Annotated in this window: 23 protein-coding genes, 1 tRNA gene and 4 pseudogenes; 18 read left to right on the top strand and 10 right to left on the bottom strand. The window is 29.3% G+C overall.

Translation table 11 applies throughout. The features are described from left to right. Positions 1-182: 182 nt before the first annotated feature. Both CQA69_RS04705 and CQA69_RS04700 read right to left on the bottom strand, forming a co-directional pair. Positions 183-268, bottom strand: a tRNA-Leu gene (locus CQA69_RS04705). A 35-nt stretch (positions 269-303) separates the two neighbouring features. Beyond that, a complete protein-coding gene (locus CQA69_RS04700) occupies positions 304-648 on the bottom strand; it encodes a F0F1 ATP synthase subunit C (RefSeq protein WP_137620644.1) in 345 nt (114 codons plus the stop codon). 223 nt (positions 649-871) lie between these two features. On the opposite strand from CQA69_RS04700, the gene CQA69_RS04695 reads away from it, so the two are divergent. The 4 genes from CQA69_RS04695 to argH all read left to right on the top strand — a co-directional run bounded on the left by CQA69_RS04695 (position 872) and on the right by argH (position 7,105). Continuing rightward, a complete protein-coding gene (locus tag CQA69_RS04695) occupies positions 872-2,212 on the top strand; it encodes a sodium-dependent transporter (protein ID WP_137620643.1) in 1,341 nt (446 codons plus the stop codon). Between the two features lie 129 nt (positions 2,213-2,341). Further along, positions 2,342-4,114 carry a biotin/lipoyl-containing protein gene (locus CQA69_RS04690; protein ID WP_137620642.1) on the top strand — a complete coding sequence of 591 codons (1,773 nt, stop codon included), beginning with the start codon at positions 2,342-2,344 and terminating at the stop codon, positions 4,112-4,114. Between the two features lie 10 nt (positions 4,115-4,124). Then, positions 4,125-5,699 carry a phosphoenolpyruvate carboxykinase (ATP) gene (gene pckA / locus CQA69_RS04685; protein WP_137620641.1) on the top strand — a complete coding sequence of 525 codons (1,575 nt, stop codon included), beginning with the start codon at positions 4,125-4,127 and terminating at the stop codon, positions 5,697-5,699. A gap of 23 nt (positions 5,700-5,722) precedes the next feature. Beyond that, positions 5,723-7,105, top strand: coding sequence for an argininosuccinate lyase (argH, locus tag CQA69_RS04680; RefSeq protein WP_137620640.1), 1,383 nt, complete (start codon positions 5,723-5,725; stop codon positions 7,103-7,105). Between the two features lie 13 nt (positions 7,106-7,118). Here argH and ychF read toward each other — a convergent pair whose 3' ends face one another. From ychF to rpiB, 6 genes are read right to left on the bottom strand one after another with little or no spacing between them, the layout of a single operon-like run. Then, the gene (gene ychF, locus CQA69_RS04675; protein ID WP_137620639.1) at positions 7,119-8,222 is read right to left on the bottom strand and encodes a redox-regulated ATPase YchF; all 1,104 of its coding nucleotides are present in this window, start codon (positions 8,220-8,222) and stop codon (positions 7,119-7,121) included. Further along, positions 8,219-9,670, bottom strand: coding sequence for a leucyl aminopeptidase (locus CQA69_RS04670; protein WP_137620638.1), 1,452 nt, complete (start codon positions 9,668-9,670; stop codon positions 8,219-8,221). Before CQA69_RS04670 ends, ychF begins: the two co-directional genes overlap by 4 nt. Next, a complete protein-coding gene (locus tag CQA69_RS04665) occupies positions 9,670-10,368 on the bottom strand; it encodes a DedA family protein (RefSeq protein WP_137620637.1) in 699 nt (232 codons plus the stop codon). The genes CQA69_RS04670 and CQA69_RS04665 overlap by 1 nt, the downstream gene beginning before the upstream one ends. Before the next feature lie 17 nt (positions 10,369-10,385). Next, entirely contained in the window at positions 10,386-10,934 is a 549-nt protein-coding gene (apt, locus tag CQA69_RS04660) for an adenine phosphoribosyltransferase (RefSeq protein ID WP_137620636.1), read from the bottom strand. Continuing rightward, a complete protein-coding gene (locus tag CQA69_RS04655; RefSeq protein WP_137620635.1) occupies positions 10,931-11,263 on the bottom strand; it encodes a hypothetical protein in 333 nt (110 codons plus the stop codon). The genes apt and CQA69_RS04655 overlap by 4 nt, the downstream gene beginning before the upstream one ends. Continuing rightward, positions 11,263-11,700, bottom strand: a complete 438-nt coding sequence (gene rpiB, locus CQA69_RS04650; RefSeq protein WP_137620634.1) for a ribose 5-phosphate isomerase B — start codon at positions 11,698-11,700, stop codon at positions 11,263-11,265. The genes CQA69_RS04655 and rpiB overlap by 1 nt, the downstream gene beginning before the upstream one ends. 193 nt (positions 11,701-11,893) lie before the next feature. Here rpiB and CQA69_RS04645 point away from each other — a divergent pair, with 193 nt between their 5' ends. From CQA69_RS04645 to kcuS, 9 genes and pseudogenes are all read left to right on the top strand, one after another. Then, entirely contained in the window at positions 11,894-12,448 is a 555-nt protein-coding gene (locus CQA69_RS04645; RefSeq protein ID WP_137620633.1) for a CheB methylesterase domain-containing protein, read from the top strand. Positions 12,449-12,476: 28 nt separating this feature from the next. Beyond that, the gene (locus CQA69_RS04640; protein WP_137620632.1) at positions 12,477-13,265 is read left to right on the top strand and encodes a CheR family methyltransferase; all 789 of its coding nucleotides are present in this window, start codon (positions 12,477-12,479) and stop codon (positions 13,263-13,265) included. Positions 13,266-13,424: 159 nt separating this feature from the next. Continuing rightward, positions 13,425-14,153, top strand: a pseudogene (locus tag CQA69_RS04635) (amino acid ABC transporter ATP-binding protein). Between the two features lie 47 nt (positions 14,154-14,200). Continuing rightward, positions 14,201-14,959 (top strand): annotated as a pseudogene (locus CQA69_RS04630) (transporter substrate-binding domain-containing protein). 1 nt (position 14,960) lies between these two features. After that, positions 14,961-15,687: pseudogene (locus tag CQA69_RS04625) on the top strand (amino acid ABC transporter permease). Between the two features lie 62 nt (positions 15,688-15,749). Continuing rightward, positions 15,750-16,360, top strand: a pseudogene (locus tag CQA69_RS04620) (amino acid ABC transporter permease). Between the two features lie 82 nt (positions 16,361-16,442). Next, positions 16,443-17,372 carry a ribose-phosphate pyrophosphokinase gene (locus tag CQA69_RS04615; RefSeq protein WP_137620631.1) on the top strand — a complete coding sequence of 310 codons (930 nt, stop codon included), beginning with the start codon at positions 16,443-16,445 and terminating at the stop codon, positions 17,370-17,372. A 149-nt stretch (positions 17,373-17,521) separates the two neighbouring features. Beyond that, a complete protein-coding gene (locus tag CQA69_RS04610) occupies positions 17,522-19,666 on the top strand; it encodes a carbon starvation CstA family protein (protein WP_137620630.1) in 2,145 nt (714 codons plus the stop codon). Further along, the gene (gene kcuS, locus CQA69_RS04605; protein WP_137620629.1) at positions 19,650-19,844 is read left to right on the top strand and encodes a KCU-star family selenoprotein; all 195 of its coding nucleotides are present in this window, start codon (positions 19,650-19,652) and stop codon (positions 19,842-19,844) included. The genes CQA69_RS04610 and kcuS overlap by 17 nt, the downstream gene beginning before the upstream one ends. A gap of 33 nt (positions 19,845-19,877) precedes the next feature. Here the strand turns inward: kcuS and CQA69_RS04600 are convergent, their stop codons facing one another. Next, a complete protein-coding gene (locus tag CQA69_RS04600; RefSeq protein ID WP_137620628.1) occupies positions 19,878-20,282 on the bottom strand; it encodes an acyl-CoA thioesterase in 405 nt (134 codons plus the stop codon). Between the two features lie 63 nt (positions 20,283-20,345). Between CQA69_RS04600 and ciaB the strand changes: the two genes are divergently transcribed. Next, positions 20,346-22,184: an invasion protein CiaB gene (gene ciaB, locus CQA69_RS04595; RefSeq protein ID WP_137620627.1), complete on the top strand. Its 1,839-nt coding sequence runs from the start codon at positions 20,346-20,348 to the stop codon at positions 22,182-22,184. A gap of 89 nt (positions 22,185-22,273) precedes the next feature. Further along, complete coding sequence (locus CQA69_RS04590) at positions 22,274-22,564, top strand: HU family DNA-binding protein (protein ID WP_137620626.1); 291 nt, start codon at positions 22,274-22,276, stop codon at positions 22,562-22,564. 38 nt (positions 22,565-22,602) lie between these two features. Here the strand turns inward: CQA69_RS04590 and CQA69_RS04585 are convergent, their stop codons facing one another. Continuing rightward, on the bottom strand, positions 22,603-23,055 hold the full coding sequence (locus CQA69_RS04585) for a hypothetical protein (RefSeq protein WP_137620625.1): 453 nt from the start codon (positions 23,053-23,055) through the stop codon (positions 22,603-22,605). A 224-nt stretch (positions 23,056-23,279) separates the two neighbouring features. On the opposite strand from CQA69_RS04585, the gene pgp2 reads away from it, so the two are divergent. Genes pgp2 through CQA69_RS04570 form a run of 3 tightly spaced genes read left to right on the top strand, consistent with a single transcriptional unit; the run spans position 23,280 to position 25,676 of the window. After that, positions 23,280-24,215 (top strand): cell shape-determining L,D-carboxypeptidase Pgp2, encoded by a 936-nt coding sequence (pgp2, locus tag CQA69_RS04580; RefSeq protein ID WP_137620650.1) that lies wholly within the window; start codon positions 23,280-23,282, stop codon positions 24,213-24,215. A 4-nt stretch (positions 24,216-24,219) separates the two neighbouring features. After that, positions 24,220-25,209: an alanine racemase gene (locus tag CQA69_RS04575; RefSeq protein WP_137620624.1), complete on the top strand. Its 990-nt coding sequence runs from the start codon at positions 24,220-24,222 to the stop codon at positions 25,207-25,209. After that, complete coding sequence (locus tag CQA69_RS04570; RefSeq protein ID WP_137620623.1) at positions 25,209-25,676, top strand: tRNA (cytidine(34)-2'-O)-methyltransferase; 468 nt, start codon at positions 25,209-25,211, stop codon at positions 25,674-25,676. Before CQA69_RS04575 ends, CQA69_RS04570 begins: the two co-directional genes overlap by 1 nt. The last annotated feature ends 50 nt before the right edge of the window (positions 25,677-25,726 follow it).

Here is a 25,726-nt window from a genome sequence, read left to right as displayed (position 1 = left end):
AATAGAGTCAATAAGAAAATTTAACTAGGTCAATAATAAAGTCAATAAAAAATTTTTGTAAAGTATAATAAATTAAAATAAATTAAAGATAATCTAAAGCAATCCATCATTTATTAAAAGCCTATTTTATAGCAAGATAAAAGGAATTAAAAAAAATTAAAAGAAGTAAAAAATAAAACAAATGGTGCGGTTAGCGAGATTTGAACTCGCACACGCTGAGCGCACCACCCCCTCAAGATGGCGTGTCTACCAGTTCCACCATAACCGCAAAAACCAACCCATTTATTACAAATGGGTTAAAAATTAAGATGCAGTAAATTGTATAAAAGGATTTGCATAAAGAGCTATAAGAGCAATAACAAGTGCATAAATTACTTGTGCTTCAATCATAGCTAAAGCAATGAACATTGTAGTCATCAATTTCGGTCCAAGACCAGGATTTCTAGCTGTTCCTGCTATAGTTGCCGCTGCTGTATTTCCCATACCAATAGCACCACCAAGTGCTGCAACGCCTAAACCTAAACCAGCCGCTAAAACCGAAAAAGCTTTAATCCATATATTTATAGCTTCTTGCTCAACTAAAGTATTCGTTTCAGCCGCGAAAGCCACCGCTGAAAAAGCTAAAAGTAAAAAAATAATTTTTTTCATAATAATACCTTGAAAATATTTTTAAAATATTTTTAAAATCTTTAAAATACTTTCGGCTTGCGTATCCCTACTCGATATTTAAAAAGGTTTAAAATATTTTAGAGATTATATCATAAATTATCTTTGATTTTATTAAATAATGTTATTTTATGCTTTTTTCATCAAAGATTAAAGCTTTTTTCGCTTTAATTAAGAGTTTTAAATATTTTGTTAAGGTTGTAATTTGAGTTCTAAATTTTCAAAAATAGGTTTTATTTTAGCTGTGGCAGGATCAGCCGTGGGTTTAGGAAATGCTTGGAAATTCCCTACTCTTGTAGGACAAAGCGGTGGTTCAGCTTTCATTTTACTTTATATCATTTTAACTCTAGGTGTTGGTTTTGTGATTTTTTTAGCTGAATTAAGTATTGGTAAAATTAGTGAAAAAGATCCGGTAAATGCTTATAAAAAATTAGCACTTAAACATAAAAAAGCTTGGTCTTTTGTAGGTTTTACTATGATAGGGTCTATTTTAATTGTTTCTTTTTACACTTTAGTCATTGGATGGGTGGTTAAATATGCATATTTGAGCATTATTGGACAATTACCAAGTGATTTGAAATCAAGTGCCCTTGATTTCAATTTTCTTATAAGCCATGATTTTTTAAGTCAATTTATTTGTTTTAGTTTGGTTTTTTTTATAGTTTTTTATACTGTTTCTAAAGGAATTAAAAATGGTATTGAAAGATTAAATGTATGGATGATGCCTTCTTTGTTTATTTTGCTTATTTTAATGCTAATTTATGCGATGACTAAGGACGGTTTTGTAATGGCCTTAAAATTTCTTTTTGTTCCTGATTTTCATAAAATTAATATTTCTAATACACTTGAAGCCTTGGGTCTTGCTTTTTTTAGTTTATCCTTAGGTGTTGGAACAATCATTACTTATTCAGCAAGTTTGCCTGATCGAACTAATTTTATTACAAGCACTTTAAATATTATTTTTATTAATCTTTTAGTCGGACTTTTAATGGGGCTTGTTGTTTTTACTTTTATTTTTGAATTTGGATACGATCCAAATCAAGAGGGCCCGGGTTTTGTTTTTGTTTCCTTGGCTACTTTATTTCAAAATCTTGGATTAACAGGGCATATCTTTGGAACCGCATTTTTTGTTTCTTTGGTATTTGCTGGTATTACTTCAGCAGTTTCCATGATAGAACCTTCGGCTTTTTATTTGATTAACACTTTTAAAATGAGTCGTAAAAAAGCTTTATTTTTTATAGGTACTTTAGTATATATTTTAGGCGTTTTATGCATTTTATCTTCTTTAGATTCAACTCAGTTTAAAATTCTAGGCATGAGTTTTTTTGAATTGCTCGATAGTTTTTCTAGCAAAATTATTATGCCATTAGGAGGAATTTTAGTAGCTATTTTTGTTGGCTTTGTTATTAAAAAGGAGACTTTAAAAATTTTATTTAAGCCCTATATGAAAGGTATATTTTTTGAAATTTGGTATTTATTTGTGAGATTTATTTCACCTTTAGCGGTTGTAGCAGTTTTAATTACTAAGCTTGTTGGTTTTGTGTAGATGTTGTTTTTATTAAAAATGTTTTATTTAAATATCTGAAAATAAGCTAGATATTTATAATTAATTTTTATAAAGTATTATTTTTTTCTTTGTATAATATTTAATATTATTTTTTCTTAAGGAAAAACAATGGCTAAAAAATTTATAGATGTGATGGATACAAGTTTTAGAGATGGTTTTCAGTCTATTTATGGGGCCAGAGTTTTAATGCAAGATTTTATTCCTGCAATAGAAGCTGCAAAAGAAGCAGGAATTACCCATTTTGAGTTTGGAGGTGGTGCAAGATTTCAAAGTTTATATTTTTATTTAAATGAAAATGCCTTTGAAATGATGGATAAATTTCGATCTATTGTTGGAAAGAATGTAAATTTGCAAACTTTGGCAAGAGGGATCAATACCGTTGCTTTAGACACCGGAAGTAGAGAGATCGTTGAATTGCACGCAAAACTTTTTGCAAAACACGGAACGACCACGATTAGAAATTTTGATGCTTTAAATGATGTTAATAATCTTAAATTTAGCGGAGAATGTATTGTTAAGTATGGCTTAAAACACGAAATTTGCATTACTTTGATGGACTTACCACCACGATGCAGTGGAGCTCATGATGTATCTTTTTATGAAAAAATTTTAAAAGGAATTTTAGATTCTAAAATTCCTTTTCATAGTATTTGTTTCAAAGATGCAAGTGGTACTGCAAATCCCAATAAAATATATGAAACAGTTAAAATGGCAAAGAAAATTTTGCCTTCAGAAATTCACATGAGACTTCATACCCATGAAACAGCAGGGATAAGTATAGCTTGTTATTTAGCAGCTTTAGAAGCGGGGATTGATGGCATAGATTTAGCAGCAGCTCCTGTAAGTGGAGGAACTTCTCAGCCTGATATTTTAACCATGATGCATGCACTTAAAGGAAAAAATTACGATTTAGGTGGACTTGAAGAAGAAAAAATTTTAAAATATGAAGAAATTTTCAAAGATTGCTTGAAAGATTATTTTATGCCTCCAGAAGCAAATAAGGTAAATCCTTTGATTCCTTTTTCTCCTATGCCAGGAGGAGCTTTAACTGCTAATACCCAAATGATGAGAGATAATAATATCTTAGAACGCTTTCCAGAAGTAATCAAAGCAATGCGTGAAGTTGTTGAAAAAGGAGGATTTGGAACTTCTGTAACTCCGGTCTCTCAATTTTATTTTCAACAAGCTTTTAACAATGTAATGTTTGGTTCTTGGAAAAAAATTGCTGAAGGTTATGGCAAAATGGTTCTTGGTTATTTTGGAAAAACACCAATGAAGCCAGATAATGAAATCATAAAACTTGCAGCAGAACAACTTAAACTAGAGCTTACAAAGGAACTAGCTATTGATTTAGCTGATAGAGATGAAACAAAGAAGATATCTTATATTAAAACTTTATTAGAAAAAGAAAATATTGAAGCAAGCGAGGAAAATATTTTTATTGCGGCAACTTGCAAAGAAAAAGGTATAAGTTTTTTAAAAGGAGAGACTAAGATAAATGTACGTAAAGGTAATTTAGCAATGCCTAAGCAAAATATTGATGAAAATCATTTTACCGTTACAGTAAATGGAAATAAATATTTTGTAGAGATAAATTCTGGTTTTGGTGATAAAGTCGAAGTGAAAAATGTAGAAGAAATACCAAGTAACCATCATCAAAAAGCTGATTTAATACAAGCTCCAATTTCTGGTGCCCTTTTCAAAATTTATATTGATAAAGGTTCACAGGTTAGGAGTGGTCAAGTCATAGCAGTTTTGGAAGCTATGAAAATGGAAATTGAAGTTAATGCTCCAAAAGATGGAGTGATTGAAAAAATTTATATAAAGATTGGTGATAATATCAACGAGGGTGAAATTATTGCGACATACAAAAATCATTAAAGGGTAAAAGATGGAGAAATTCGAGAGCTTGGGATTGAAGGATACAAAAAAAATTTATTATAACTTGAGCTATGACGAGTTATTTAATCATGAAAATATTAACAAAGAAGGACAATGTAGCAATAATGATACTTTTTGTATTGATACCGGAATTTTTACAGGTAGAAGCCCAAAAGATAAATATTTTGTTAAACAAGAGCCTTCTAGTAAATATATAGCTTGGGGTAAAGTAAATCAAGCAATTACAAAAGAGCTTTTTAACAAGCTTTTAAATAAGGCTAAAAATCAATTAAGCGGAAAAGATATTTATATACAAGATGTTTTTTGTGGCGCATCTTTAGAAAGTCGTAAAGCTGTGAGATTTGTAACCGAAATTGCTTGGCAAGCACATTTTGTAAAAAATATGTTTATTTGTCCAAATGAAACAGAATTAGAAAATTTTAAGCCCGATTTTATTGTTTTTAATGCTTGTAAATGCGTTAATGATGAATACAAACAAGATGGTTTAAATTCTGAAGTTTTTGCAGCTTTTAATATAGAAGAAAATATCGCGATTATTGGCGGAACTTGGTATGCTGGAGAAATGAAAAAGGGTATTTTTTCTATGATGAATTATTGGCTACCTCTTGAAAATAAACTTTCAATGCATTGTAGTGCTAATGTAGGCGAAAAGGGAGATGTGGCATTGTTTTTTGGGCTAAGTGGTACAGGAAAAACGACTCTATCTACCGATCCAAAAAGAAAGCTAATCGGAGATGATGAGCATGGTTGGGATGATGAAGGTGTATTTAACTTTGAAGGAGGGTGTTATGCAAAAACAATCAACCTTGATCCTAAAAGTGAACCAGAAATTTATGCAGCAATTAAAAAGAATGCACTTTTAGAAAATGTAGTTTTAAAGGAAGATAAAAGTGTGGATTATAGCGATGCTTCTAAAACTGAAAATACAAGAGTTTCTTATCCAATCGAACATATAAAAAATCATGAGCCAAATTTAAAAGCAGGGCATCCAAAAAATATTATTTTTTTAAGCGCAGATGCTTTTGGAGTTTTGCCTCCTGTTAGCAAACTAAGTAAAGAACAGGCCATGTATTATTTTTTAAGTGGATATACTGCCAAAGTGGCTGGAACAGAGCGTGGAATTACTGAACCACAAGCTACTTTTTCAGCTTGTTTTGGTGAGCCTTTTATGCCTTTTCATCCAACTGTTTATGCAAAATTACTCGGTGAAAAAATTCATAAACATCAAGTTAATGTTTATTTGGTCAATACAGGTTGGACAGGCGGTAGCTATGGAGTAGGTAAAAGAATGAGTATAAAGGCGACTAGAGCTTGCATTAATGCGATTTTAGATGGCAGTATATCAAATTGTGAATTTGAAAATTTTGATGTGTTTGATTTAGCTATTCCTAAAAATTTAACAGGGATTGAGAGTTCGCTTTTAAATCCTATTAATACTTGGGAAGATAAAAATGCATATTGTGCTGCAAGGAATAAGCTTGCTAAAATGTTTATAGAAAATTTTAAACGCTATGAAGATGTTAAAGAAGGAACAGAATTTAGACAATTTGGTCCAAAAATTTAATTGTTTTTTGAATGGAAGTTGTAATGAAAAATGAAATGTGGTCCGGACGTTTTAGTGAGTTAAGCGATGAGCTTTTGCAAAAATTTAATGCAAGTTTGGATATAGATAAAATTTTATTTAAAGAGGATATATCAGGGTCTATTGCCCACGCTAGAATGCTTGAAAGTTGTGGTATTTTAAAAAAAGAAGAACTAGATGATATCATAAAAGGCTTAAATCAAATTCAAGATGAAATAGAGCAGGGAGAATTTATTTTTGATATCAAAAATGAAGATATTCATATGGCAATAGAAAAACGTTTAAGCGAAATTATAGGAGCTGAAACAGGAGGAAAACTCCATACTGCTAGGAGTAGAAATGATCAAGTAGCTACAGATTTTAAGCTTTTTGTAAAAAAATCTAATACAGAACTTATTTTTCTTTTAAAAGAACTTATTGAAACTATAATTTCTTATGCTAAAGAGCATAAGATGACTATTATGCCAAGTTTTACTCACTTACAACACGCCCAGCCGGTAAGTTTTTCTTTTTATATTTTAACTTATGCCTTTATGTTTATGCGAGATATTAGACGTTTGCAAAATGGTTTAGAGTTGGCTGACTACTCTCCTCTTGGATCTTGTGCTTGTGCAGGAACAAGTTATCAGACAGATCGTAAGTTAAGCGCTCAAATGTTAGGTTTTAAAGATATTATGCTTAATGCTATGGATGGGGTAAGCGACAGGGATTTTGCCTTAGATTTGCTTTATAATATAGCAGTAATTTTTACGCACACTTCAAGACTTTGTGAAGAGATGATTTTATTTTCTAGTTCAGAATTTAATTTTTTAACTATAAACGATAGTTTTTCTACTGGAAGTTCTATAATGCCGCAAAAAAGAAATCCAGATGTTTGTGAGCTTATACGCGGAAAAACAGGTCGTGTTTATGGAAATTTAGTTTCTCTTTTAACTACAATGAAGGCTTTGCCTTTAGCTTATAATAAAGATATGCAAGAAGATAAAGAAGGTCTTTTTGACAGTGTTAAAACTGCTCGAGAAAGTTTGATTATTTTAAATGCTATGCTAAAAAAAATTCAAATCAATAAAGAAAATATGCTTCAAGCTTGTAAAAAAGGTCATTTGCTTGCTACAGATTTGGCTGATTATTTGGTGCGTGAAAAAAATATTCCTTTTAGAAAGGCACATTTTATCGTAGGAGATTTAGTTGCACAAGCGGAAAAAAAAGGAATTGATATAAGTCAAATTGAAGATCTTGCACAATTTAATCCTATTTTTGATAAAGAAGCTGTAAAACTTTTGAGCTTTGAAAATTCTTTAAATTCTAAGCAAAGTGAAGGGTCAAGTTCCAAGATTAGCGCAGAAAAGCAGATTCAATTTTTGGAACAATTTTTAGATTCTTTATAGTAGAATTTTATATCTAAACATTGAATCTAAAATGCATTATATCTCCATCATTGACAATATAATCTTTTCCTTCAAGGCGTAATTTTCCAGCTTCTTTTGCCTTATTTTCACCACCATATTTTATAAAATCTTCGTAAGAAATTACTTCGGCTTTTATAAAACCTTTTTCAAAGTCATTATGGATCACACTTGCTGCTTTTGGAGCTTTCCAACCTTTTTTTATAGTCCAAGAACGAACTTCAACAACCCCAGCTGTAAAATAATTAATGAGTCCGAGTTTGGAAAAAGCAGTACGTATAATTTGATCAAGCCCACTTTCATTAACCCCTAAAGAGTTTAAAAATTCACGGCTCTCTTCTTCGTCTAGACCTACTAATTCTTCTTCAATTTTTGCACAAAGTTTAATAACTTCATGATGATTTTTTTTAGCATATTCTTTTAAGGTTTTAACATAATCATTATCTTCGTTAATTCCATTTTCATCAACATTAGCTCCATAAATAACTTCTTTTGCAGAAAGCAATCTTAATTCTTTGATTAAATTTTTATAAATTTCATTTTCCTTATCAAAATAAGAGCTAACAGGAAAACCTTTGTTTAAATGTTCTATCAATGAATTAGCAAACTCTAAATTTTCTTTTGCGCCTTTTTGATTTGATTTAACTTCTTTATTGAGTTTTTCTATTTTTTTATTGAGTTGTTCGATATCTGCTAGAATAAGTTCAGTATTGATAATTTCTATATCTCTTATAGGATCTACCTTGCCCTCAACATGAGTGATATTTTCTTCGTCAAAACAACGAACTATGTGTAAAATCATCTCAGTTTCTCGTATATTAGAAAGAAATTTGTTTCCTAAACCTTCTCCTTTACTCGCTCCTTTTACAAGTCCTGCTATATCTACAAACTCAATCAAAGAATGCATAATTCTCTCAGGATTTACAATTTTTGCAAGTCTATTAAGCCTTAAATCAGGAACTTCAACCATAGCTTTATTAGGCTCAATAGTGCAAAATGGGTAGTTTGCACTTTGAGCATTTTGTGCTTTAGTTAGTGCATTGAAAGTTGTTGATTTTCCAACATTTGGAAGTCCAACTATGCCTACACTTAAGCTCATTTAATTTTCTTTAAAAGATGGATTAAAAAATTAACACACATTCTAACTCCTGCCCCACCAGCACCAAAGCTTGAATATCCCCAATTTTTTTCTACATAGGCAGGTCCTGCTATATCAAGGTGTAGCCATTTATCTTTATATTCTTTACGTATAAATCTATCCAAGAAAAGTCCAGCAGTAATTGCTCCACCATAACGACTAGAAGCTGTATTACTAACATCGGCGATATTAGATTTTATAAGTTCTTTTAAATGAGGGTTAAAATGTAAAATAGTTGTATATTCTCCACTTTTTTTAGAACTTAAATAAAATTCATTTTGTAATTCTTCATTATTTCCCATAATACCACTTGTATATTCTCCAAGACCTACTACACAAGCTCCTGTTAATGTAGCCATATCAATAAGCAAATCAGGTTTTAAATCTTGCGCGTATGAAAGACAATCAGCCAACACAAGACGACCTTCAGCATCTGTATTTCTTACTTCTATGGTAACTCCTTCACGAGAGATTAATACATCATCAGGTTTATAAGCATTTCCACCTATCATATTTTCTGTAGCTCCCAAAATGCAATGCACTTCTAAATTTAAATTGAGCTCTGATACAGCTTTAATTATACCCATTGCAGCAGCAGCACCGCTTTTATCAGCCTTCATAGTTAGCATAAAATCCGAGGGCTTTAGACTAAGTCCGCCACTATCATAAGTTAAACCTTTTCCTACAAATACAATGCGCTTTTTAGAATTTTTAGCTTTATAGTTAAGATGAATTAAGCGTGGTGGATGAACAGAAGCACGATTTACAGCTAAAAAAGCGTTCATTTTTTCTTTTGCAAGAAATTTCTCATCATAAACTTTACAAGTAATGTTTTTATTCTCTTTTGCTAATTTTTGTGCATCTTCTGCCATTTTTAAAGGAGTGTAAATTTCTGGAATTTCATTAACAATATCTTTTGTAAAATTAGTAGCATTTGCTAAAATTTGACCACGTTTTAATCCTAATTTTGCTTCATCTAAATTGATTTTTTTCCCATTTATTTCTTCATTAGAAATGATAACCTTTTTAAGCGTGCTTGTTTTCTTTTCACTTTTGTATTTGTCAAATTTATAGGCTCCAAAAAGCATACCTTCTGCTAAAGATGCAAAGCTTCTTACGGTGCAATCTCCAATAATACTAGGCATTTTAATGCTTTTTATGTTTAATTTTTCTAAATTTTTATAAGCATTACAAAGTGATAACCTTATATCTTCATAGGATAAGCTTTTTAATTCAATAAATAATTTTCGATTATTTATATCAAGTAAAGCTCCTTCACCTTGAAAATTATTTAGTTTAAAAAAATCTTTTTCTTTATCAAATTTTTTCAAATTTTTGTTTTGAACGAAAACAAGTTCAAAATCGGCCTTAATAGAATTTAATTTTTTATTACTCAACTCAAATTGCATTATATTCTCCTTTTTTCTTTAAGTATTGCCTTTTCTAGCTGTTTAAAACCAAAAGCTAATAAAAATAAAAAGCCAATTACAGCTATAATAGCTAAATACCAATAATCTTTAGTCCACTCTTTTACCCAATGTAAGAATTCTTGAATTAAGCCTCCAAAATACCAAGCTAAAAGAATGGTAATAGCAGCCCAGACCCAAGCACTTAAAAGATTAATTATAGCAAATTTTTTACTACTATAACGCGTAATGCCTATGCTCATAGGAATTATAGTTCTAAAACCATACATATAGCGTTGTATAAAGATTATAGGCCAACCAAAACGTTGCAAGAGTAAATGCGCTACGGCAAATTTTCGTCTTTGGGAACGTAATTTTTTTTGAATGTATTTTTTATTATATCTTCCAATATAAAAATAAATTTGATCACCAACAAAACCACCAAGTCCGGCTACGAAAATAGCTAAAACTACACTCATTTTTCCATCATGTGAAGCTACTCCAGCTAAAATAAGTCCAATTTCTCCTTCTAAAATACTCCAACAAAAAAGTATCAGATATCCCCAAGTTTCAACGTGTTTATTCCAAATTTTTATAATAAAATTTTCTAAAGAAAAATCACTTTTAGTTAAAACATAAAGACCATAAGCTATAAAAGCAATTAAAATTGCAATAATAAAAATTTTAAACCATTTTTTCATTATATAGATTTTTCTCCTTAAAAATTTAAAACACTATATACAGAGCAATGCTTTTGCAATTTTTCTACTCCACCTAAGTCTTGTAAATTAATCAAAAAGCATGATTCTATGCATTGACCCCCGGCTTTTTTAATTAGTTCTAAAGAAGCAAGAGCGGTTCCTCCTGTAGCGATTAAATCATCTATAAGTAAAATTTTTGCATTTAGAATGTTTTTAAAAGCGTCTTGATGAATTTCTACTTTATCTATACCATATTCTAGCTCGTATTCGCAACTAAAAGTAGATGATGGTAATTTGTTTGGTTTTCGAATAGGGACAAAAGGTAAGTCTAGTTTCGCACACAGCATGGCTGCAAAAATAAAACCTCTACTTTCAGTTCCCACTATAAAATCTAATTCTTTATTTTGGTAACGTTCACTTAAATGATTCAGTAAAAATGATAAAGCATTTTTATCATTTAGTAATGTCGTAATATCCCTAAAAATAATACCTTCTTTTGGAAAGTTTGGGACAACTCGTATACTTTGCTGTAAAAATTGCTGTTCTTGTTGAGTAAGTTCTTTCATAATAATGCCTCGATTTTTGCTTCTAATTCTTTTATTCTTTGTCTTAATTTATCGTTTTCCAAGCGATATTGAGAATTTCTTGTTCTAAGAGAGCTTAAATCTGCTTTAATTTTATTAAGCTCTTCTGTTAATACATCTATATTTCCTAAGCTACGTTGAAGCTGAACTTGGAGTTTTCTGATAATGATTTCAGTATCGTCTAAATTGTTTTTTATAAAATCTTTAGAAATTTTTTCTTTACTGAGTAAAGTTTTATAATAAAGTAACATTACAATGAGATAAACAACAGCACAAATAAGTGTTGTTAAAATAAGCCAATTTGTAAACATTATAAATCCACCTCAATTTTTTGAATTCTTTTTATATGTCTACCTTTTTCGAAAGGAGTTTGAATAAAATTTTCTATAATCTCAATAGCCATATCAGTACCAATTAATCTCCCTCCTAAAGCTAGAACGTTAGCATCATTATGTTTTCTAGCTAGTTTTGCACTAAGACTTTCTTGACACAAGGCGCAACGAATATTTTTATGCCTATTTGCAGTTATTGATATTCCAATGCCTGAGCCACAAATTAAAATTCCAAAGCTATTTTGATCTATTTTTGAGGCTAATAAATGTGCAAAATCAGGATAATCGCAACTATTAGCACTATTAGTGCCCAAATCTTCAAATTTGATTTGCTTTTCTTTTAGATAAGCACAAATTTTTTCTTTAAGATAAAAGCCTGCATGATCGCTAGCAATATAAATTTTTTCTTTAAGCATATAAAAACCTAAATAAACTTTCAATGTAATAAAATTATCAAAAATAACCTAATATTAACATAATAAATCATAAAAATAGCTTTTTAAAAAATAATTTTAAACTAAGTTTTTATTTTCTTTATGTATGTTAAAATTATAAAATAGAAAATTAAATCAATTTTAACACTTAATCATAAAACAAGGAAATTAATTGATGAAACTTATACTTATAGGATCTTCAACGGGTGGCCCAAATCAGCTAAAATTTTTATTAAATGATGTAGATATAAAGAACACATCTGTAGTGATAGCTCAACACATGAGTGCTAGTTTTATTCCTTCATTTGTAAATCAGTTTGACAAAGAAGCTTTAAGCAAAGTTTCTTCTTTAAACGACATGGAAGTTTTAGCTAATAAAATTTATATTTGTCAAAAAAATACAACTTTAACAGGAACTTTAAATCTTGTAGCCAATTGGCAAGATGTTACAACTAGTTTTAAACCTAGCGCAGATTTATTATTTAATTCTGCAGTTCCTTTGGCAAAAACAAATAAAATTCTTGCTATGGTTTTAACAGGTATGGGCGATGATGGAGCTAAAGGTTTGCTTGAGTTATATAAAGCAGGAGTAAAATGTTTATGCGAAAATCAAGCTGATAGCGTTGTTTATGGTATGCCAAAAAAAGCAAAAGACATGAATCCTAATCTAAGACCTATGAGTCTAAAAGAAATCAAACAAGAAATTTTAAATTTTATAGATCAAGAATAGTTAGCAAAAAAAAGGGGGGGGGGTATTTATGGAAGAAAAAATTAAACCTACTGAATTAGAACTTAACGAATTTATTCAAATTATAAATGAAATTAGTGGTATAGATTTAAATGAAAAAAGAAATATTTTGAATTTAAAATTGTCAAAATTTGTTTCAGAAACTAATGCTAAAACTTTTAGAGATTTTTTAAATAAACTTAGAATTAATCGTCATCTTAAACAGGAAACCTTAGATTTTGTGACAATAGGAGAAACTTATTTTTTAAGAGAATTAGCACAATTAAAAGAAATTATTTTTTATATAAAAAGTCTCGAAAGGCACGTAAATATTTTAAGTGCTCCTTGCTCTAGTGGAGAAGAAGTTTATTCTATGGCGATGTTAGCTGCACAGAATTTTATAAAAGATATGTCAATTTTAGGCATAGATATTAATTCAAATGTAGTTGAAAAAGCTAAATTGGGTCAATATAAAGGAAGAACTTTGCAGCATGTTAGCGAAAGTGAAAAAAGGAAATTTTTTACCTGTGATGAAAATCAAATTTTTACAATCAATAAACATGAATTATGTAAGTGCAAATTTGAACTTTGTAATGTTTTTGAAGATAAATTTTTAAGACTTGGAAAATTTGATATTATAGTATCAAGAAATATGATTATTTATTTTGATCACGAATCCAAACTTAAATTAATGGAAAGATTTTATCAAATTTTGGCTGATAAGGGAAGATTATACGTAGGAAGTGCAGATTTGATTCCTGAAACTGTATTTTTTAAAAAAGTTTTCTCACCACACGGTGTTTATTATGAAAAAACTTAAGCAAGATAAAATGTTACAAAAAGTTACTTTTTTATTTTAATTATAAAGATTTAGATTACTTGGGTTACATTTTTGATTTAATTTTATTGATTTACTGTTAAAATTATTTATAACAAATATTTAAATTTAATCAAAAAACACTCAAATTAAAAGGAAAAAATGATTGAGTTAAAATAATGTAAATAAGTATTACAGTACTCATCATGTTAAAAAACATCAATCTTTCAGTTAAAGAAGACGAAAAACTTGTTATTATAGGTCCAAGTGGAAGTGGAAAAAGCACAATAATTTAGATACATGAATGGACTTGAAGAAGTTAGCTTTGGTGAAGTGATAGTTAATAGCCTCGTTTTAAATCATAAAAATAAAATTGAAATTTGCAGAAAATATTGTGCTATGGTTTTTCAACATTTTAACTTGTATCTACATATGACAGTTTTGCAAAATTTAACTTTAGCTCCAATGAAGCTTCAAAAAAATTCAAAAAAGAAGCAGAAGAAATAGCTTTTAAATATTTAGAAGTTATAGGCTTGGTAGATAAAGCTAATGTTTGTCCAACAACTCTTTCTGGTGGACAACAACGCGTTGCTATTGCAAGATCTCTTTGTACAAAGAAGCCTTATATTTTATTTGATGAGCCTACTTCAGCGCTCGATCCAGAAACAATACAGGAGGTTTTAGATGTAATGAAGGAAATTTCACATCAAAGCAATACTACTATGGTTGTAGTTACTCATGAAATGGGTTTTGCAAAGGAAGTGGCTGATCATCGAATTATCTTTATGGAAGATGGAGCGATTATCGAAGAGAATATTCCAAGTTAGTTTTTTTTCAAATCCAAAGACTGAAAGGGCAAGAATTTTTTTAGGAAAAATTCTCAAAAATTAATTAAAAAATAAAAAAAGGAGAAAAAATGATTTTTTAAAAAAACTTTATTGAAATTGGTACTTTTTGCTTTAGGTATTTGTGCTGTGTTTAGTAATGCTAGCGTAGTAGAAGGAAAGCTTGAGTCTATTAAGAATAAAGGAGAGTTGATTGTTGGCGTGAAAAATGATATTCCACATTATGCTTTGCTTTATGAATCTACAGGAGAAATTAAAGGTTTTGAAGTTGATATTGCAAAATTACTTGCTAAGAGTATTTTGGGCGATGAAAAAAATTAAAATTAGTAACGGTCAACGCCAAAACTAGAGGACCTTTACTTGATAATGGTAGTGTAGATGCAGTAATAGCAACTTTTACTATTACCCCAGAGAGAAAAAGGATTTATAATTTTTCAGAACCTTATTATCAAGATGCCACTGGACTTTTAGTTTTAAAAGAAAAACATTATAAGTCTTTAGCAGATATGAATGGAGTAAATATAAGCGTAGGTCAAGCTATAACTTCAAAAAGGGCTATAAAAGAAGCTGCTAAAAAAATGAATATTGAAGGTTAGTTTTACCGAATTTCCTGATTATTCAAGTATAAAAACAGTTTTAGATGCAAAAAGAGTTGATGTATTTTCTGTAGATAAATCAATTTTATTAGGTTATGTGGACAATAAAAGCGAAATTTTACCAGATAGCTTTGAAGCCCAAAATTATGGTATTGCAACTAAAAAGAATGATCCAGCTTTTTCTAAGTATGTTGATGATTTTGTAAAACAGCACAAAAGTAAAATTGACGCTTTAACAAAAAAGTGGGGATTGTAATATGAGTGAGAGTGTAGGTTTTGTCGAGTATTTAAGACAAATTCTTACCTCTTGGGGCTTATATGATGAAAATAGTATAAGCCCTTTTTGTAATGTAGAAATTTTTAGATGCTTTAGATAACAAAGATATTTTTATCGATGGTTTTATTCATGCTTTAGAAGTGAGTGTATTAGCTTTACTTATAGCAATAATTTTTGGAACTATAGGCGGGATTATGGCTACTAGTAAATTTAAAATTATTAGAGCTTATACTAAAATTTATGTAGAAATTTTTCAAAATATTCCTTTAGTGATACAAATTTTCTTTTTATTTTATGTTTTATTTGCGATTGGTGTTTTGGGCATCGGAGCTTATCACGGAGCTTATGTAAGTGAAGTTGTTAGAAGTGGAATTTTAGCTGTGCCAAAAGGACAATTTGAGGCTTCTGCTTCTCAAGGATTTACTTATGTTCAACAAATGCGTTATATTATAGTACCTCAAACTATTAGAATTATTTTACCCACAATGACGAATCAAATGGTAAATTTGATTAAAAACACTTCCGCATTGTTAATTGTCGGTGGCGCTGAACTTATGCACTCTGCTGATAGTTATGCAGCTGATTATGGAGATTATGCACCAGCTTACATATTTGCGGCAATTTTATATTTTATTATCTGTTATCCTTTGGCTTATTTTGCAAAAGCTTATGAAGATAAATTAAAAAAAGCATATTTGACAAGATAAAAAAGGTTGTTATGGAAAATATTTTTAGTATTTAAAATGTTAAATTTTTAGCACAGGATTTATTGCTTACATTAGAAATTGCTTTAGCAACCTGCATTATTTCTGTTATTTTTGGAACTTTTTTAGCAATAACTAAGAATTATGGTGATAAATTAAGTAGATTTTTAGCAGCTTGTTATATTGATATTTTTAGAAATACTCCATTATTATTATGGATACTCACCGCTTGTTTTGTTTTACCTGTTTTTTGGACAATTTTCGTAAGCTTTTTGGGGGACTATAGGATTTTCATTATATACTAGTTCAGTTATGGCTGAAATTATTAGAGGGGGTTTAAATTCTATTCCAAAAGGACAATTTGATGCGGCTTATTCTCAAGGTTTTAGTAAAATTTTTTACTCTTTTTTATATTATTTTGCCTCAAACATTTAGAAAAATTATTCCAACTTTACTTTCTCAAATCGTAACAACTATAAAAGATACATCTTATTTAGCGGGTCTTGGCATAGCAGAGTTTACTTTTAATTCCAAAACTATACTTGCGAAATTAACTAGTTTCGAGCAAATATTGACTATGGTTGGTGTTGTTGCAGGAATTTATTTCATAATATGCTTTTCCCTTTCTATGTTGGTCAGATATTATGCTAAAAAAACGGTCCATATTTTTTCATAGGACTTTAACAATTACAGAAATTTTTAATCAATATTTTAATAAAATCGTATTTTTAGATTTATAAATAAACTAAGGCTATATTATGCGAGGTTATAAAATTTTTTCAGGTTCAGCAAATGTAGAATTTGCAAAGCAAATTTCTAAATATCTTTCTTTACCTTTAAGCAACGCGGGTGTAAAACGTTTTAGTGATGGTGAAATTAGTGTTCAAATCGATGAAAGTGTTCGTGGAAAAGATGTTTTTATTATTCAAAGTACTTGTATTCCTACAAATGATAATTTAATGGAGCTTCTAATACTAACAGATGCTTTACGTCGTTCAAGTGCAAAGTCAATTACGGCTATTATTCCTTATTTTGGTTATGCAAGACAAGATAGAAAAGCCAATCCTAGAGTTCCAATTACTGCCAAGCTAGTTGCAAATTTAATCCAAGCAGCGGGTATTGATCGTGTTGCAACTATTGATTTACATGCTGGACAAATTCAAGGTTTTTTCGATATTCCTGTTGATAATCTTTATGGTAGTATAGTTTTTAATGATTATCTTAAAAGTAAGCATTTTAAAAATGCTGTTATTGCAAGTCCAGATATTGGTGGTATTGCTAGAGCAAGAAGCGTGGCTAAACATTTAGGCCTTGATATAGTTATAGTAGATAAAAGAAGAGAAAGAGCAAATGAAAGTGAAGTTATGAATATCATAGGTGATGTTAAAGATAAAGAAATAGTTCTAGTTGATGATATTATAGATACAGCTGGAACTATAGTCAAAGCTGCCGAAGCTTTAAAAGATAAAGGTGCAAAATCTGTTATGGCTTGCTGTACCCATCCTGTTTTAAGTGGTCCAGCATATGAAAGAATAGCTGCCGGTGCTATAGATGAACTTGTTGTTACCGATACAATACCTTTAAGACAAGAATTATCAAATATAAAAGTTTTAAGTGTTGCACCTGTATTTGCGGAAGTAATACGACGTGTTTATCATAATGAAAGTGTTAATTCTTTATTTCTTTAAAAAATTATCCTATAGATTTTTAGATCTATAGGTTTTCTTCATAAATTATTACTTGATATAAAAATATTTCTTAATATTCTTACTATAATTTAAAAAAAATTAATTATTGATTTATTATAATTTATTTTTTATTTTAAAAGGAGTGAGAGTTGAAAAAAATTTTATGGTTTTTTGTTGCTTTGCTAGGAGCCGCTTGTTTTTGCTATCTTGCTTTACAAAATGGTGAAAAGGTTTCAGCTATTTATTTAGTTGTATCAGCTGTCTGTATCTATATGATAGGATATAGACTTTATGGTCGTTTTATAGCATTTAAAGTTTTCGGTTTAGATAAAGATCGAGCTACTCCAGCTAGAGTAGAAAATGATGGGCAAAATTTTGTTCCAACGAATAAAATCGTTCTATTTAGCCATCAGTTTGCTGCTATTGCTGGAGCAGGTCCTTTAGTAGGTCCTGTTTTAGCTGCTCAAATGGGTTATTTGCCTTCTATGATTTGGATTTTAGTAGGAGGAGTTCTTGCAGGTTCTGTCCATGATTTTTTAGTGCTTTTTATTTCTATGCGTAGAAAAGGTCGTAGCCTTGGAGAAATGATTAAAGATGAAATGGGAAGCTTTACTGGTGGCGTTGCTATGCTTGCTATTTTTGGAATTATGATTATAATTATTGCTATTTTGGCTATGGTGGTTGTAAAATCTTTGGCTAATTCTCCTTGGGGATTATTTACTATTGCAATGACTATTCCTATAGCTATCTTTATGGGAATTTATATGCGTTTTATTCGTCCAGGTAGAGTAGGGGAAGCGTCGGTTATTGGTTTTGTTTTATTACTTCTTTCAATTCATTATGGACATTATGTATCTATTGATCCAACTTTAGCAAAATTTTTTACTTTTGATCAACCTACTTTAGCATTTATGATTATGGGTTATGGACTTATTTCATCACTTTTACCTGTTTGGTTTTTCTTAGCACCAAGAGATTATCTTGCTACTTTCTTGAAAATGGGTGTTATTGTTGTAATGGCTTTAGCTATTTTATTTGTTGCACCAGATTTTCTAATGCCAAAGATTAACCATCAATATCTTGATGGAACAGGACCTGTGTTTGCTGGCTCTATCTTTCCATTTTTATTTATTACTATAGCTTGTGGAGCTATCAGTGGTTTTCACGCTTTAATTTCAAGTGGAACAAGCCCTAAAATGCTTGATAATGAGGAACATGCTTTATTTGTAGGATATGGAGCTATGCTTGCTGAAAGTGGTGTGGCTATTATGGCTTTAATTTGTGCTTGTATTTTACATCCTGGTATTTATTTTGCTGTTAATTCTTCCTCTGCTTTAATTGGAACTGATTTGGCTCAGGTTGCTAAAACAATTAGTGAGTGGGGATTTACAGTTACTCCGCAAGAAATAGCTCAGCTTACTAAAGATATAGGTGAACATAGTATATTATCAAGAACTGGTGGAGCACCAACATTTGCATTAGGTGTTACTTTAATTTTGCATCAAATCTTTGGTGGTGTTGAGTTTATGGGATTTTGGTATCATTTTGCTATTTTATTTGAAGCTTTATTTATTTTAACAGCCGTTGATGCAGGAACTCGAACTTCTAAATTTATGATCCAAGATATATTGGGTAATATTTATAAGCCTTTAGGAAATATCCATAATATTTGGGCCGGATTGCTTGCGACTATCATCAGTGTTTCTTGCTGGGGATATTTTTTATATCAAGGTGCTATTGATCCAAATGGAGGAATTTATACATTGTGGCCGCTTTTTGGAGTAAGCAATCAAATGTTAGCAGGTATGGCTTTACTTTTAATCAGTGCAATTCTTGCAAAAATGAGTAAAAAAAGATATCTTTGGGTGACTTTAGCACCTGCAACTTTTGTTTTGATTGCAACTCTTTATGGGGGAATTCAAAAAGTTTTACCTTATGAAGAAGGTGCAAAAGTTCATAATGCGGTTAGTCATATAGCTACTGCTCAAATGAATAAAAAAAGCATTGAAAAATTAGAAGAAGAAATTGCAGCTATTAAGTCTCAAAAAGAAAACTTAAGCAAGGAAGAACAGATAAAATTTGAAAAACAAATTAAAGACAAGGAGAAACAAATTTCTAACTTATCGCATTCTTTGTTTGGCAATGTTTTAGATGCGATTTTATGTATATTCTTTATGCTCACTACTTTACTTGTAATAGTTTCTTGTATAGGAATTTGTATAGGTAAAATAAAAATTCCATTAAAAGAAAGCCCATATATTAAGCTTAATTCTCTAAATGCTGAGAAAGCTTAAAAATTACTATGAAAAAGCCGATAGGTTTTTTCACCCTTTAGTAGGGCTTTCAAGTTATGATAAATATCTAGAGCATATGAAGAAAATACATCCTGAAAAAACTCCCAAAACAAGAGGGGAGTTTTTTCAAGAATGTTTAGAAAAAAAATATAATAGCGGTAGTTTAAACAAGTGCTGATGATTTTTTAGGGTAAAGTTTTTACCAAACAATTTAAAAACCATGAGTTCTTTTTAAATCTTCCCTGATAGGTTTTTTATTGCCACGTGCATCAACGCTTACGTAAGTTACAGTAGCAGAAGTTACATTGATGAAAATTGGACAGCCAAATTCGTCAGATCTTTGCGCAACAACTTCTACTTGAACTTTTATTGAGGTTGTACCCACTTTTACAACTTTTGCGTAACAAGAAATGACATCTCCGACAAATACAGGTTGCTTGAAGACAACTTGTTCCATAGAGATTGTTACAACTCTTTCGGGTGAAAGCTCTCTAGCAGCTATCGCTCCTGCAGAATCAATTTGTGATAAAATCCACCCACCAAAAATATTGCCTGCTGAATTAGTATCTTTAGGCATAGCAACTATTTTAAGTTTTGGTTCACCCATATCTTTCATTTTTTACTCCTTATTTTAAATAATACATTATAATTCAATAAAGTTAAGAAAGGAAATAAAATTATGAATAATTTTAAAGAAGTAATAAAAATTGTAAAAAAACGTAAAGAAAATATAAATCTTTTTTATAAGCTTTTGGATTTAGAAGAGTGGGGAGAGTATTTTGAAAACTTACTTCAACTTAGTGAATTAAAAAAAGAAAAAAGCACTCTTTTAGCCATTCTTAGGCGTTTAGTGGATTTAAAAGAAGAAAATTTAGTACAAGAGTGGAAAAAAAATAATTTTAAAAAAGAAAAAATTACAGAATTAAAACATAAATTTTATTTTGAAGTAAAAAAATTTTACGAATTAGAGCATCAAAATCTTATTGATGAAATTGCGAATAAAAAATTATTGAATGAATTTTATCAAAATCTTATACAAGGAGTTCATAATATAGGACTTGTTATAAATGATTTTGAAATTTCTTGGACTAAAGAAATCATAGAAAAAAACAATCAAATCCTAGCATCTCAATTTTCAAATCTTGATGATGCTATAAATTTTTTACAAAAAAATGGATTATATCAAACTACACCGCAAGGGGAAATTTGCGAAAGAAGTTATGGTGTTTTAGTAAGAATAGGGAATTTATGGAAATTTGTTCCCTATGCAAGGTTTTTTGAAAATGAAACTTTAAAATTAGAGTTTGCCTTTGATGAAATGATTGAAAAATTAAAAATTTTTGCCAAAGATCAAGATGAAATGGCTTATGTAAAATATTTTGAAAAACTCAAAAATGCATTTTGCGAGAAAGATGAAAATAAGATTATCGGATCGTGGCAAGAAGCTGAACTTGCTTGGATGGGCGTTAAGTCGCCTTTGCAAGTGGGGCATCCTTTGGAATATTATGAAGATCACTATACTCATGCTGTAGCTTTAGAATGGGATATAAGATTGGAAGATGAAAGTGATTTTGATGTTTTAGATTTTAGTCATAAAATAAAACAAAGTTTTATAAGAGTATATGAAGATATTGGCATTGAAGACAAACAACTAAAAGAAGAAGTGTTGAGTAATATTGATAAAACACAACTTTATATCTGCAGTCCTATGATATTTTATGGAGCTGAACTTAAAGGCTTGTTTTCAGCACAAGTTGTTCCAAATGATGAGTTTGTAAGCAATATAGCTGGAAAAAAAATTTTTGCGTTTTTAAATTTTGTTTATGAAAACGCATTAAGCCAGCCATTTATGAAAATAGCTAGTGAAGTTTTTGATAAAGAATTTTTATCTTATGGAAGAGAGATTTTGTTTTTTCAGGAAAAAACTTGGAAAAGTGTTTATAAAATTTCTACCATAGGGCATGAATTTGGTCACATATTTTTTATAGCTAATGATACTGAAAAGAAAATGAATAAAAGCGGTTTTTTTAAAAATATTGAAGAATATAAAGCAACTTCTGGAGGATTAATTAATTTCTTTTTTAATGAACAAGAAAATTTGAAAATGCCTGTTTTTCATGATGTTATAAAAAGAGCCATTTCTTTAATAGCTTGGCAAAAAGTTGATGAAGTGCAACCTTATTATACAGAAGGGCTTATGCATCTTGCTTTGCTTTTTGAAAGTGGAGTTTTAAGTTTTAAAAATAATCATTTAAAAATTAATTTTAGTTTAGAATTTTATGAAAAATTTAAATCAATCACTATAGATGTTTATTATGAGTTAGCAAAATATTATATTTTAAAATTAGATGCGAAAGAATTTCTAAACTATTTTTGTAAAATAGAAGACGGGGTTTTTTTGCCTGTATTGGAAGAATGTAAAAAATTTGTCCGATTTTATTATAGTTTATATGAAAAAATTGGTAACGAAATCGATGATAGTGGAGAATTTGAGTATTATAAATCTCAAAAAAAATAAAAAAATTTGAAAAAAGCTTAATTTATACTTGATATTGTTTTTTAAATATGCTAGAATTAGACGTTTTAATAAAAACAAAAGGAGATTTTATGACTAAAGCAGATTTTATTTCTAAAGTTGCTCAAACTGCTAAGCTTACAAAAAAAGATGCTACAACTGCTACTGATGCGGTTATTGCCACTATTACTGAAGTATTAGCTAAAGGCGATACTATCAGCTTTATCGGTTTTGGTACTTTTTCAACAGCTGAAAGAGCTGCAAGAGAAGCTAGAGTTCCAAGCACTGGTAAAACCATTAAGGTTCCTGCTACTAGAGTTGCTAAATTTAAAGTAGGTAAAAACCTTAAAGAAGCTGTTGCTAAAGCAAAAAAGAAAAAGTAATTTTTTGGCTAGAAAATTTCTAGCCTAATTTGAAAAAACTATCTTCTTAAATCAAAATCAAAATAAAAATCTATAGGTTTATTATTGTTTATTAATTCTGCTCTAAAACGCATAATATGCATCGAGCAAGCAGATAAAGTAAATTGAGCTTCATAATCAGTTTGATTTATTCTATAAATTTTTGGATTGATTTCACCCATAAACATATTTAAACCATAAATTTTTAATTTTAAGTTTTCATAAGTTCCTAAATTTTTTATTTTTAAGTGAATATTTTGTAAAGACTTTATCGGTTTTGGTGTTAAAGAGATTAAAATTTCTTTATTCTTAAATTTATAAACACAATCTTTAGAATTTAAATCGCAAGGTAAAGGAGTTAAAGTTTTTTCTTTATTGGAATTTATTTTATTTTTTAAAACATAATTATCAATTATAAGATAAGAAATTAATAATAATAAGGTAAAAGCGAGAATAGAAAATAGTTTTTTCATTAAAATTATTCCTTAATATTTAGTATTTTATAAAATTATATCAAAGCAAAATTGATTTATTGTAAAAATAACTACAAAAAGGGGTATTTTCACAATAATTATTATTTTTTAAGAAAAAAATAATATAATCTCATTCATATAATTTTTTGAAAAATGATTTTGTTGATTAAGGAAATGTGTTGTTTAAGAAAAGAATTATAGTTTTATTTTTTATTTGTACTTCGATGCTTAAAGCGTCTGATTTGGTTAAAATTTACTTAGATCAAGGACTCGATGCTGTAGGTGTAGCGATCGAAAAAGAATTAACAAATAAAGATTTTTGGCTATCTGAAATTGGAGATAAGAATGTCTCTCTTGGTTATTATGATGATAAAGTTGCTATTGTGCTTACCAATAAGACCGATAAAGTGCTTCGTGTGTATATATATAACAATGGAAAAATTGAAAAAAAATTTGAACAAGAGTCGATTATTACGGGTCTTATGGGGGATAAAAAAATTGAAGGAGATTTAAAAACTCCTGTTGGTTTTTATGAACTTGGAAAAAAATTCAATCCAGGTGATCCTTATTATGGTCCTTTTGCTTTTGCTACCACTTATCCAAATTTGCTTGATAGATTGCAAGGAAAAACTGGCGGTGGAATTTGGATACACGGTTATCCTTTAGATGGAAGTAGGCTTGATGAGTTTAAAACAAAAGGTTGTATAGCTTTATTTAATAAAAATCTTGAAAAATTTGCAAAAGTAGTTCAAGATAAAAAAGTATTTGTTATGACAGAAGAAAAAAATAAAATTCGAGCCAAAAAAGAAGAAATAGCTTCTTTATTTGCAGATCTTTTTGCTTGGAAACTTGCTTGGACTAATAATGATACCGAATCTTATTTGAAATTTTATGATAGTAAAGAATTTAAGCGTTTTGACAAAATGAATTTTAATCAATTTTCTTCTATGAAAAAAGCAATTTTTTCACGCAAGGAAAGTAAAAAAATTAAATTTTCGCAGATTAGCATTAGCCCTTATCCAAATTTAGAAAATGAAACGATGTATAGAATTTCATTTTACGAATATTATTACACTAAAAATTATCAATTTAGAGGTAATAAAATTTTATATGTTAAAATTGATGATAAAGGAAAAATGAAAATTTTAGCAGAGCAATGATTTTATGTCTGTTATTAAAATTAACCAAAAAGCTTATGAAAATAATTTAAAGAATATCATTAAAAAAGTAGGAAATTCCTCAAAGATCATTAGTGTTTTTAAAGACAATGCTTATGGACATGGAGCTAAAATTTTAGCTCCTATTGCCAAATCTTTAGGTATTAACTTTGTTGCTGTTAAAAATGAAAAAGAAGCTTATAATCTTGAAAATTTTTTCGAAAATATTTTAATACTTTCCCATCGTCCTCATGGAAATGAAAATCCTAAATTTATTTATACTATTAATGAAATTTCTAAAATTCAAGAATATAAAATTGGCACAAAAATTCATCTTAAAATAGATACAGGAATGCATAGAAATGGCGTTTATATGGAAAATATAGAAGATGCATTTTTGAAAATTGATAAAGCTAAGTTAAATTTAGAGGGCATTTTTACACATTTTTCAAGTGCAGATGAAATGGATGCAAGCTTTTTTGTTCAAAGAGAAAAATTTTTTCAAGCTAAATCTTTAACTCAAAAAAGATATGAAAATTTAATCTATCATTCTTATAATTCCTCTGCATTATTTAGAAATCAAGAAATTCCGCAAGATGAATTTTTTAGAATAGGAATTGCTCAATTTGGTTATGGAGACAAAAACTTAGAAAAGGTTTTAAGTCTTTATGCACATAAACTAAGCGAAAGAATTTTAAAATCCGGACAAAGTGTGGGTTATGGTAGATCTTTTAGCACAGAAAAGAATTTAAAAATTGCTACTTATGATTTAGGTTATGCCGATGGTTTATTTCGTTATAATGGTCAAGGAGGCTTGTTTTTAGCAAATAACAAAAAAATTTTAGGTAAAATTTCAATGGATAGTTTTTCTTGTGAAGATTGTGGAGATGAAGTTTGCGTTTTTAATGATGCTGAGATTTGGGCTGATTTTTTTAATACAATTTCTTATGAAATTTTAGTTAAACTTCATCCGGATATTCCAAGGGTTTTAATATAATGTTTAATATCGTTTTAGTTCATCCTAGAATTCCACAAAATACAGGCAGTATAGGTAGAATGTGTTATAATGCAGGTTTTAAACTACATATTATAAAGCCGAGCGTTTTTGACATTTCTCAAAAAGCTGTTCGTAGGGCAGGTCTTGATTATTGGGAAAAATTAGAGCCTATTGTTTGGGAAAATTTAGATTTTTTTTTGGAAGAAAATTTGATTTTTAAAGAGAGATTCTTTTTTGCTACTACAAAAAGTGAAAAACCTTATTTTGAAGTTCAATTTCAAGAAAACGATTTTTTATTTTTTGGCAGCGAAAGTTACGGTTTGCCCATGGAGCTTATGCAAATTAATTGGCAAAATGCAATCACCATTCCAATGAAATCTTATGGAAGAAGTTTAAATTTAGCTACTAGTGTTGGCATAATTTCTTATGAGGCCTTAAGACAAAATTTTATACATTTTGTTTCATAAGGTAATAAATTTATATTTTTTAAATATTATTTTTTCAAAGTAAATGGTTT

It is taken from the genome of Campylobacter estrildidarum (genome assembly GCF_005406205.1).
GTDB lineage: Bacteria > Campylobacterota > Campylobacteria > Campylobacterales > Campylobacteraceae > Campylobacter_D > Campylobacter_D estrildidarum.
The sequence above is the reverse complement of the archived record's forward strand: the minus strand, read 5'-3'. Positions and strand labels throughout refer to the sequence as shown.

Coding starts and splice junctions, on each gene's coding strand:
- pgp2 (WP_137620650.1), top strand. CDS start 23,280: ATGCTTAAAGCGTCTGATTTGGTTAAAATTTACTTAGATCAAGGACTC.
- CQA69_RS04590 (WP_137620626.1), top strand. CDS start 22,274: ATGACTAAAGCAGATTTTATTTCTAAAGTTGCTCAAACTGCTAAGCTT.
- apt (WP_137620636.1), bottom strand. CDS start 10,934: ATGAAAGAACTTACTCAACAAGAACAGCAATTTTTACAGCAAAGTATA.
- CQA69_RS04655 (WP_137620635.1), bottom strand. CDS start 11,263: ATGTTTACAAATTGGCTTATTTTAACAACACTTATTTGTGCTGTTGTT.
- CQA69_RS04665 (WP_137620637.1), bottom strand. CDS start 10,368: ATGAAAAAATGGTTTAAAATTTTTATTATTGCAATTTTAATTGCTTTT.
- CQA69_RS04700 (WP_137620644.1), bottom strand. CDS start 648: ATGAAAAAAATTATTTTTTTACTTTTAGCTTTTTCAGCGGTGGCTTTC.
- CQA69_RS04570 (WP_137620623.1), top strand. CDS start 25,209: ATGTTTAATATCGTTTTAGTTCATCCTAGAATTCCACAAAATACAGGC.
- CQA69_RS04645 (WP_137620633.1), top strand. CDS start 11,894: ATGAAACTTATACTTATAGGATCTTCAACGGGTGGCCCAAATCAGCTA.
- CQA69_RS04575 (WP_137620624.1), top strand. CDS start 24,220: ATGTCTGTTATTAAAATTAACCAAAAAGCTTATGAAAATAATTTAAAG.
- CQA69_RS04690 (WP_137620642.1), top strand. CDS start 2,342: ATGGCTAAAAAATTTATAGATGTGATGGATACAAGTTTTAGAGATGGT.
- CQA69_RS04670 (WP_137620638.1), bottom strand. CDS start 9,670: ATGCAATTTGAGTTGAGTAATAAAAAATTAAATTCTATTAAGGCCGAT.
- argH (WP_137620640.1), top strand. CDS start 5,723: ATGAAAAATGAAATGTGGTCCGGACGTTTTAGTGAGTTAAGCGATGAG.
- CQA69_RS04600 (WP_137620628.1), bottom strand. CDS start 20,282: ATGAAAGATATGGGTGAACCAAAACTTAAAATAGTTGCTATGCCTAAA.
- kcuS (WP_137620629.1), top strand. CDS start 19,650: ATGCTGAGAAAGCTTAAAAATTACTATGAAAAAGCCGATAGGTTTTTT.
- ciaB (WP_137620627.1), top strand. CDS start 20,346: ATGAATAATTTTAAAGAAGTAATAAAAATTGTAAAAAAACGTAAAGAA.
- CQA69_RS04585 (WP_137620625.1), bottom strand. CDS start 23,055: ATGAAAAAACTATTTTCTATTCTCGCTTTTACCTTATTATTATTAATT.
- pckA (WP_137620641.1), top strand. CDS start 4,125: ATGGAGAAATTCGAGAGCTTGGGATTGAAGGATACAAAAAAAATTTAT.
- CQA69_RS04640 (WP_137620632.1), top strand. CDS start 12,477: ATGGAAGAAAAAATTAAACCTACTGAATTAGAACTTAACGAATTTATT.
- rpiB (WP_137620634.1), bottom strand. CDS start 11,700: ATGCTTAAAGAAAAAATTTATATTGCTAGCGATCATGCAGGCTTTTAT.
- ychF (WP_137620639.1), bottom strand. CDS start 8,222: ATGAGCTTAAGTGTAGGCATAGTTGGACTTCCAAATGTTGGAAAATCA.
- CQA69_RS04615 (WP_137620631.1), top strand. CDS start 16,443: ATGCGAGGTTATAAAATTTTTTCAGGTTCAGCAAATGTAGAATTTGCA.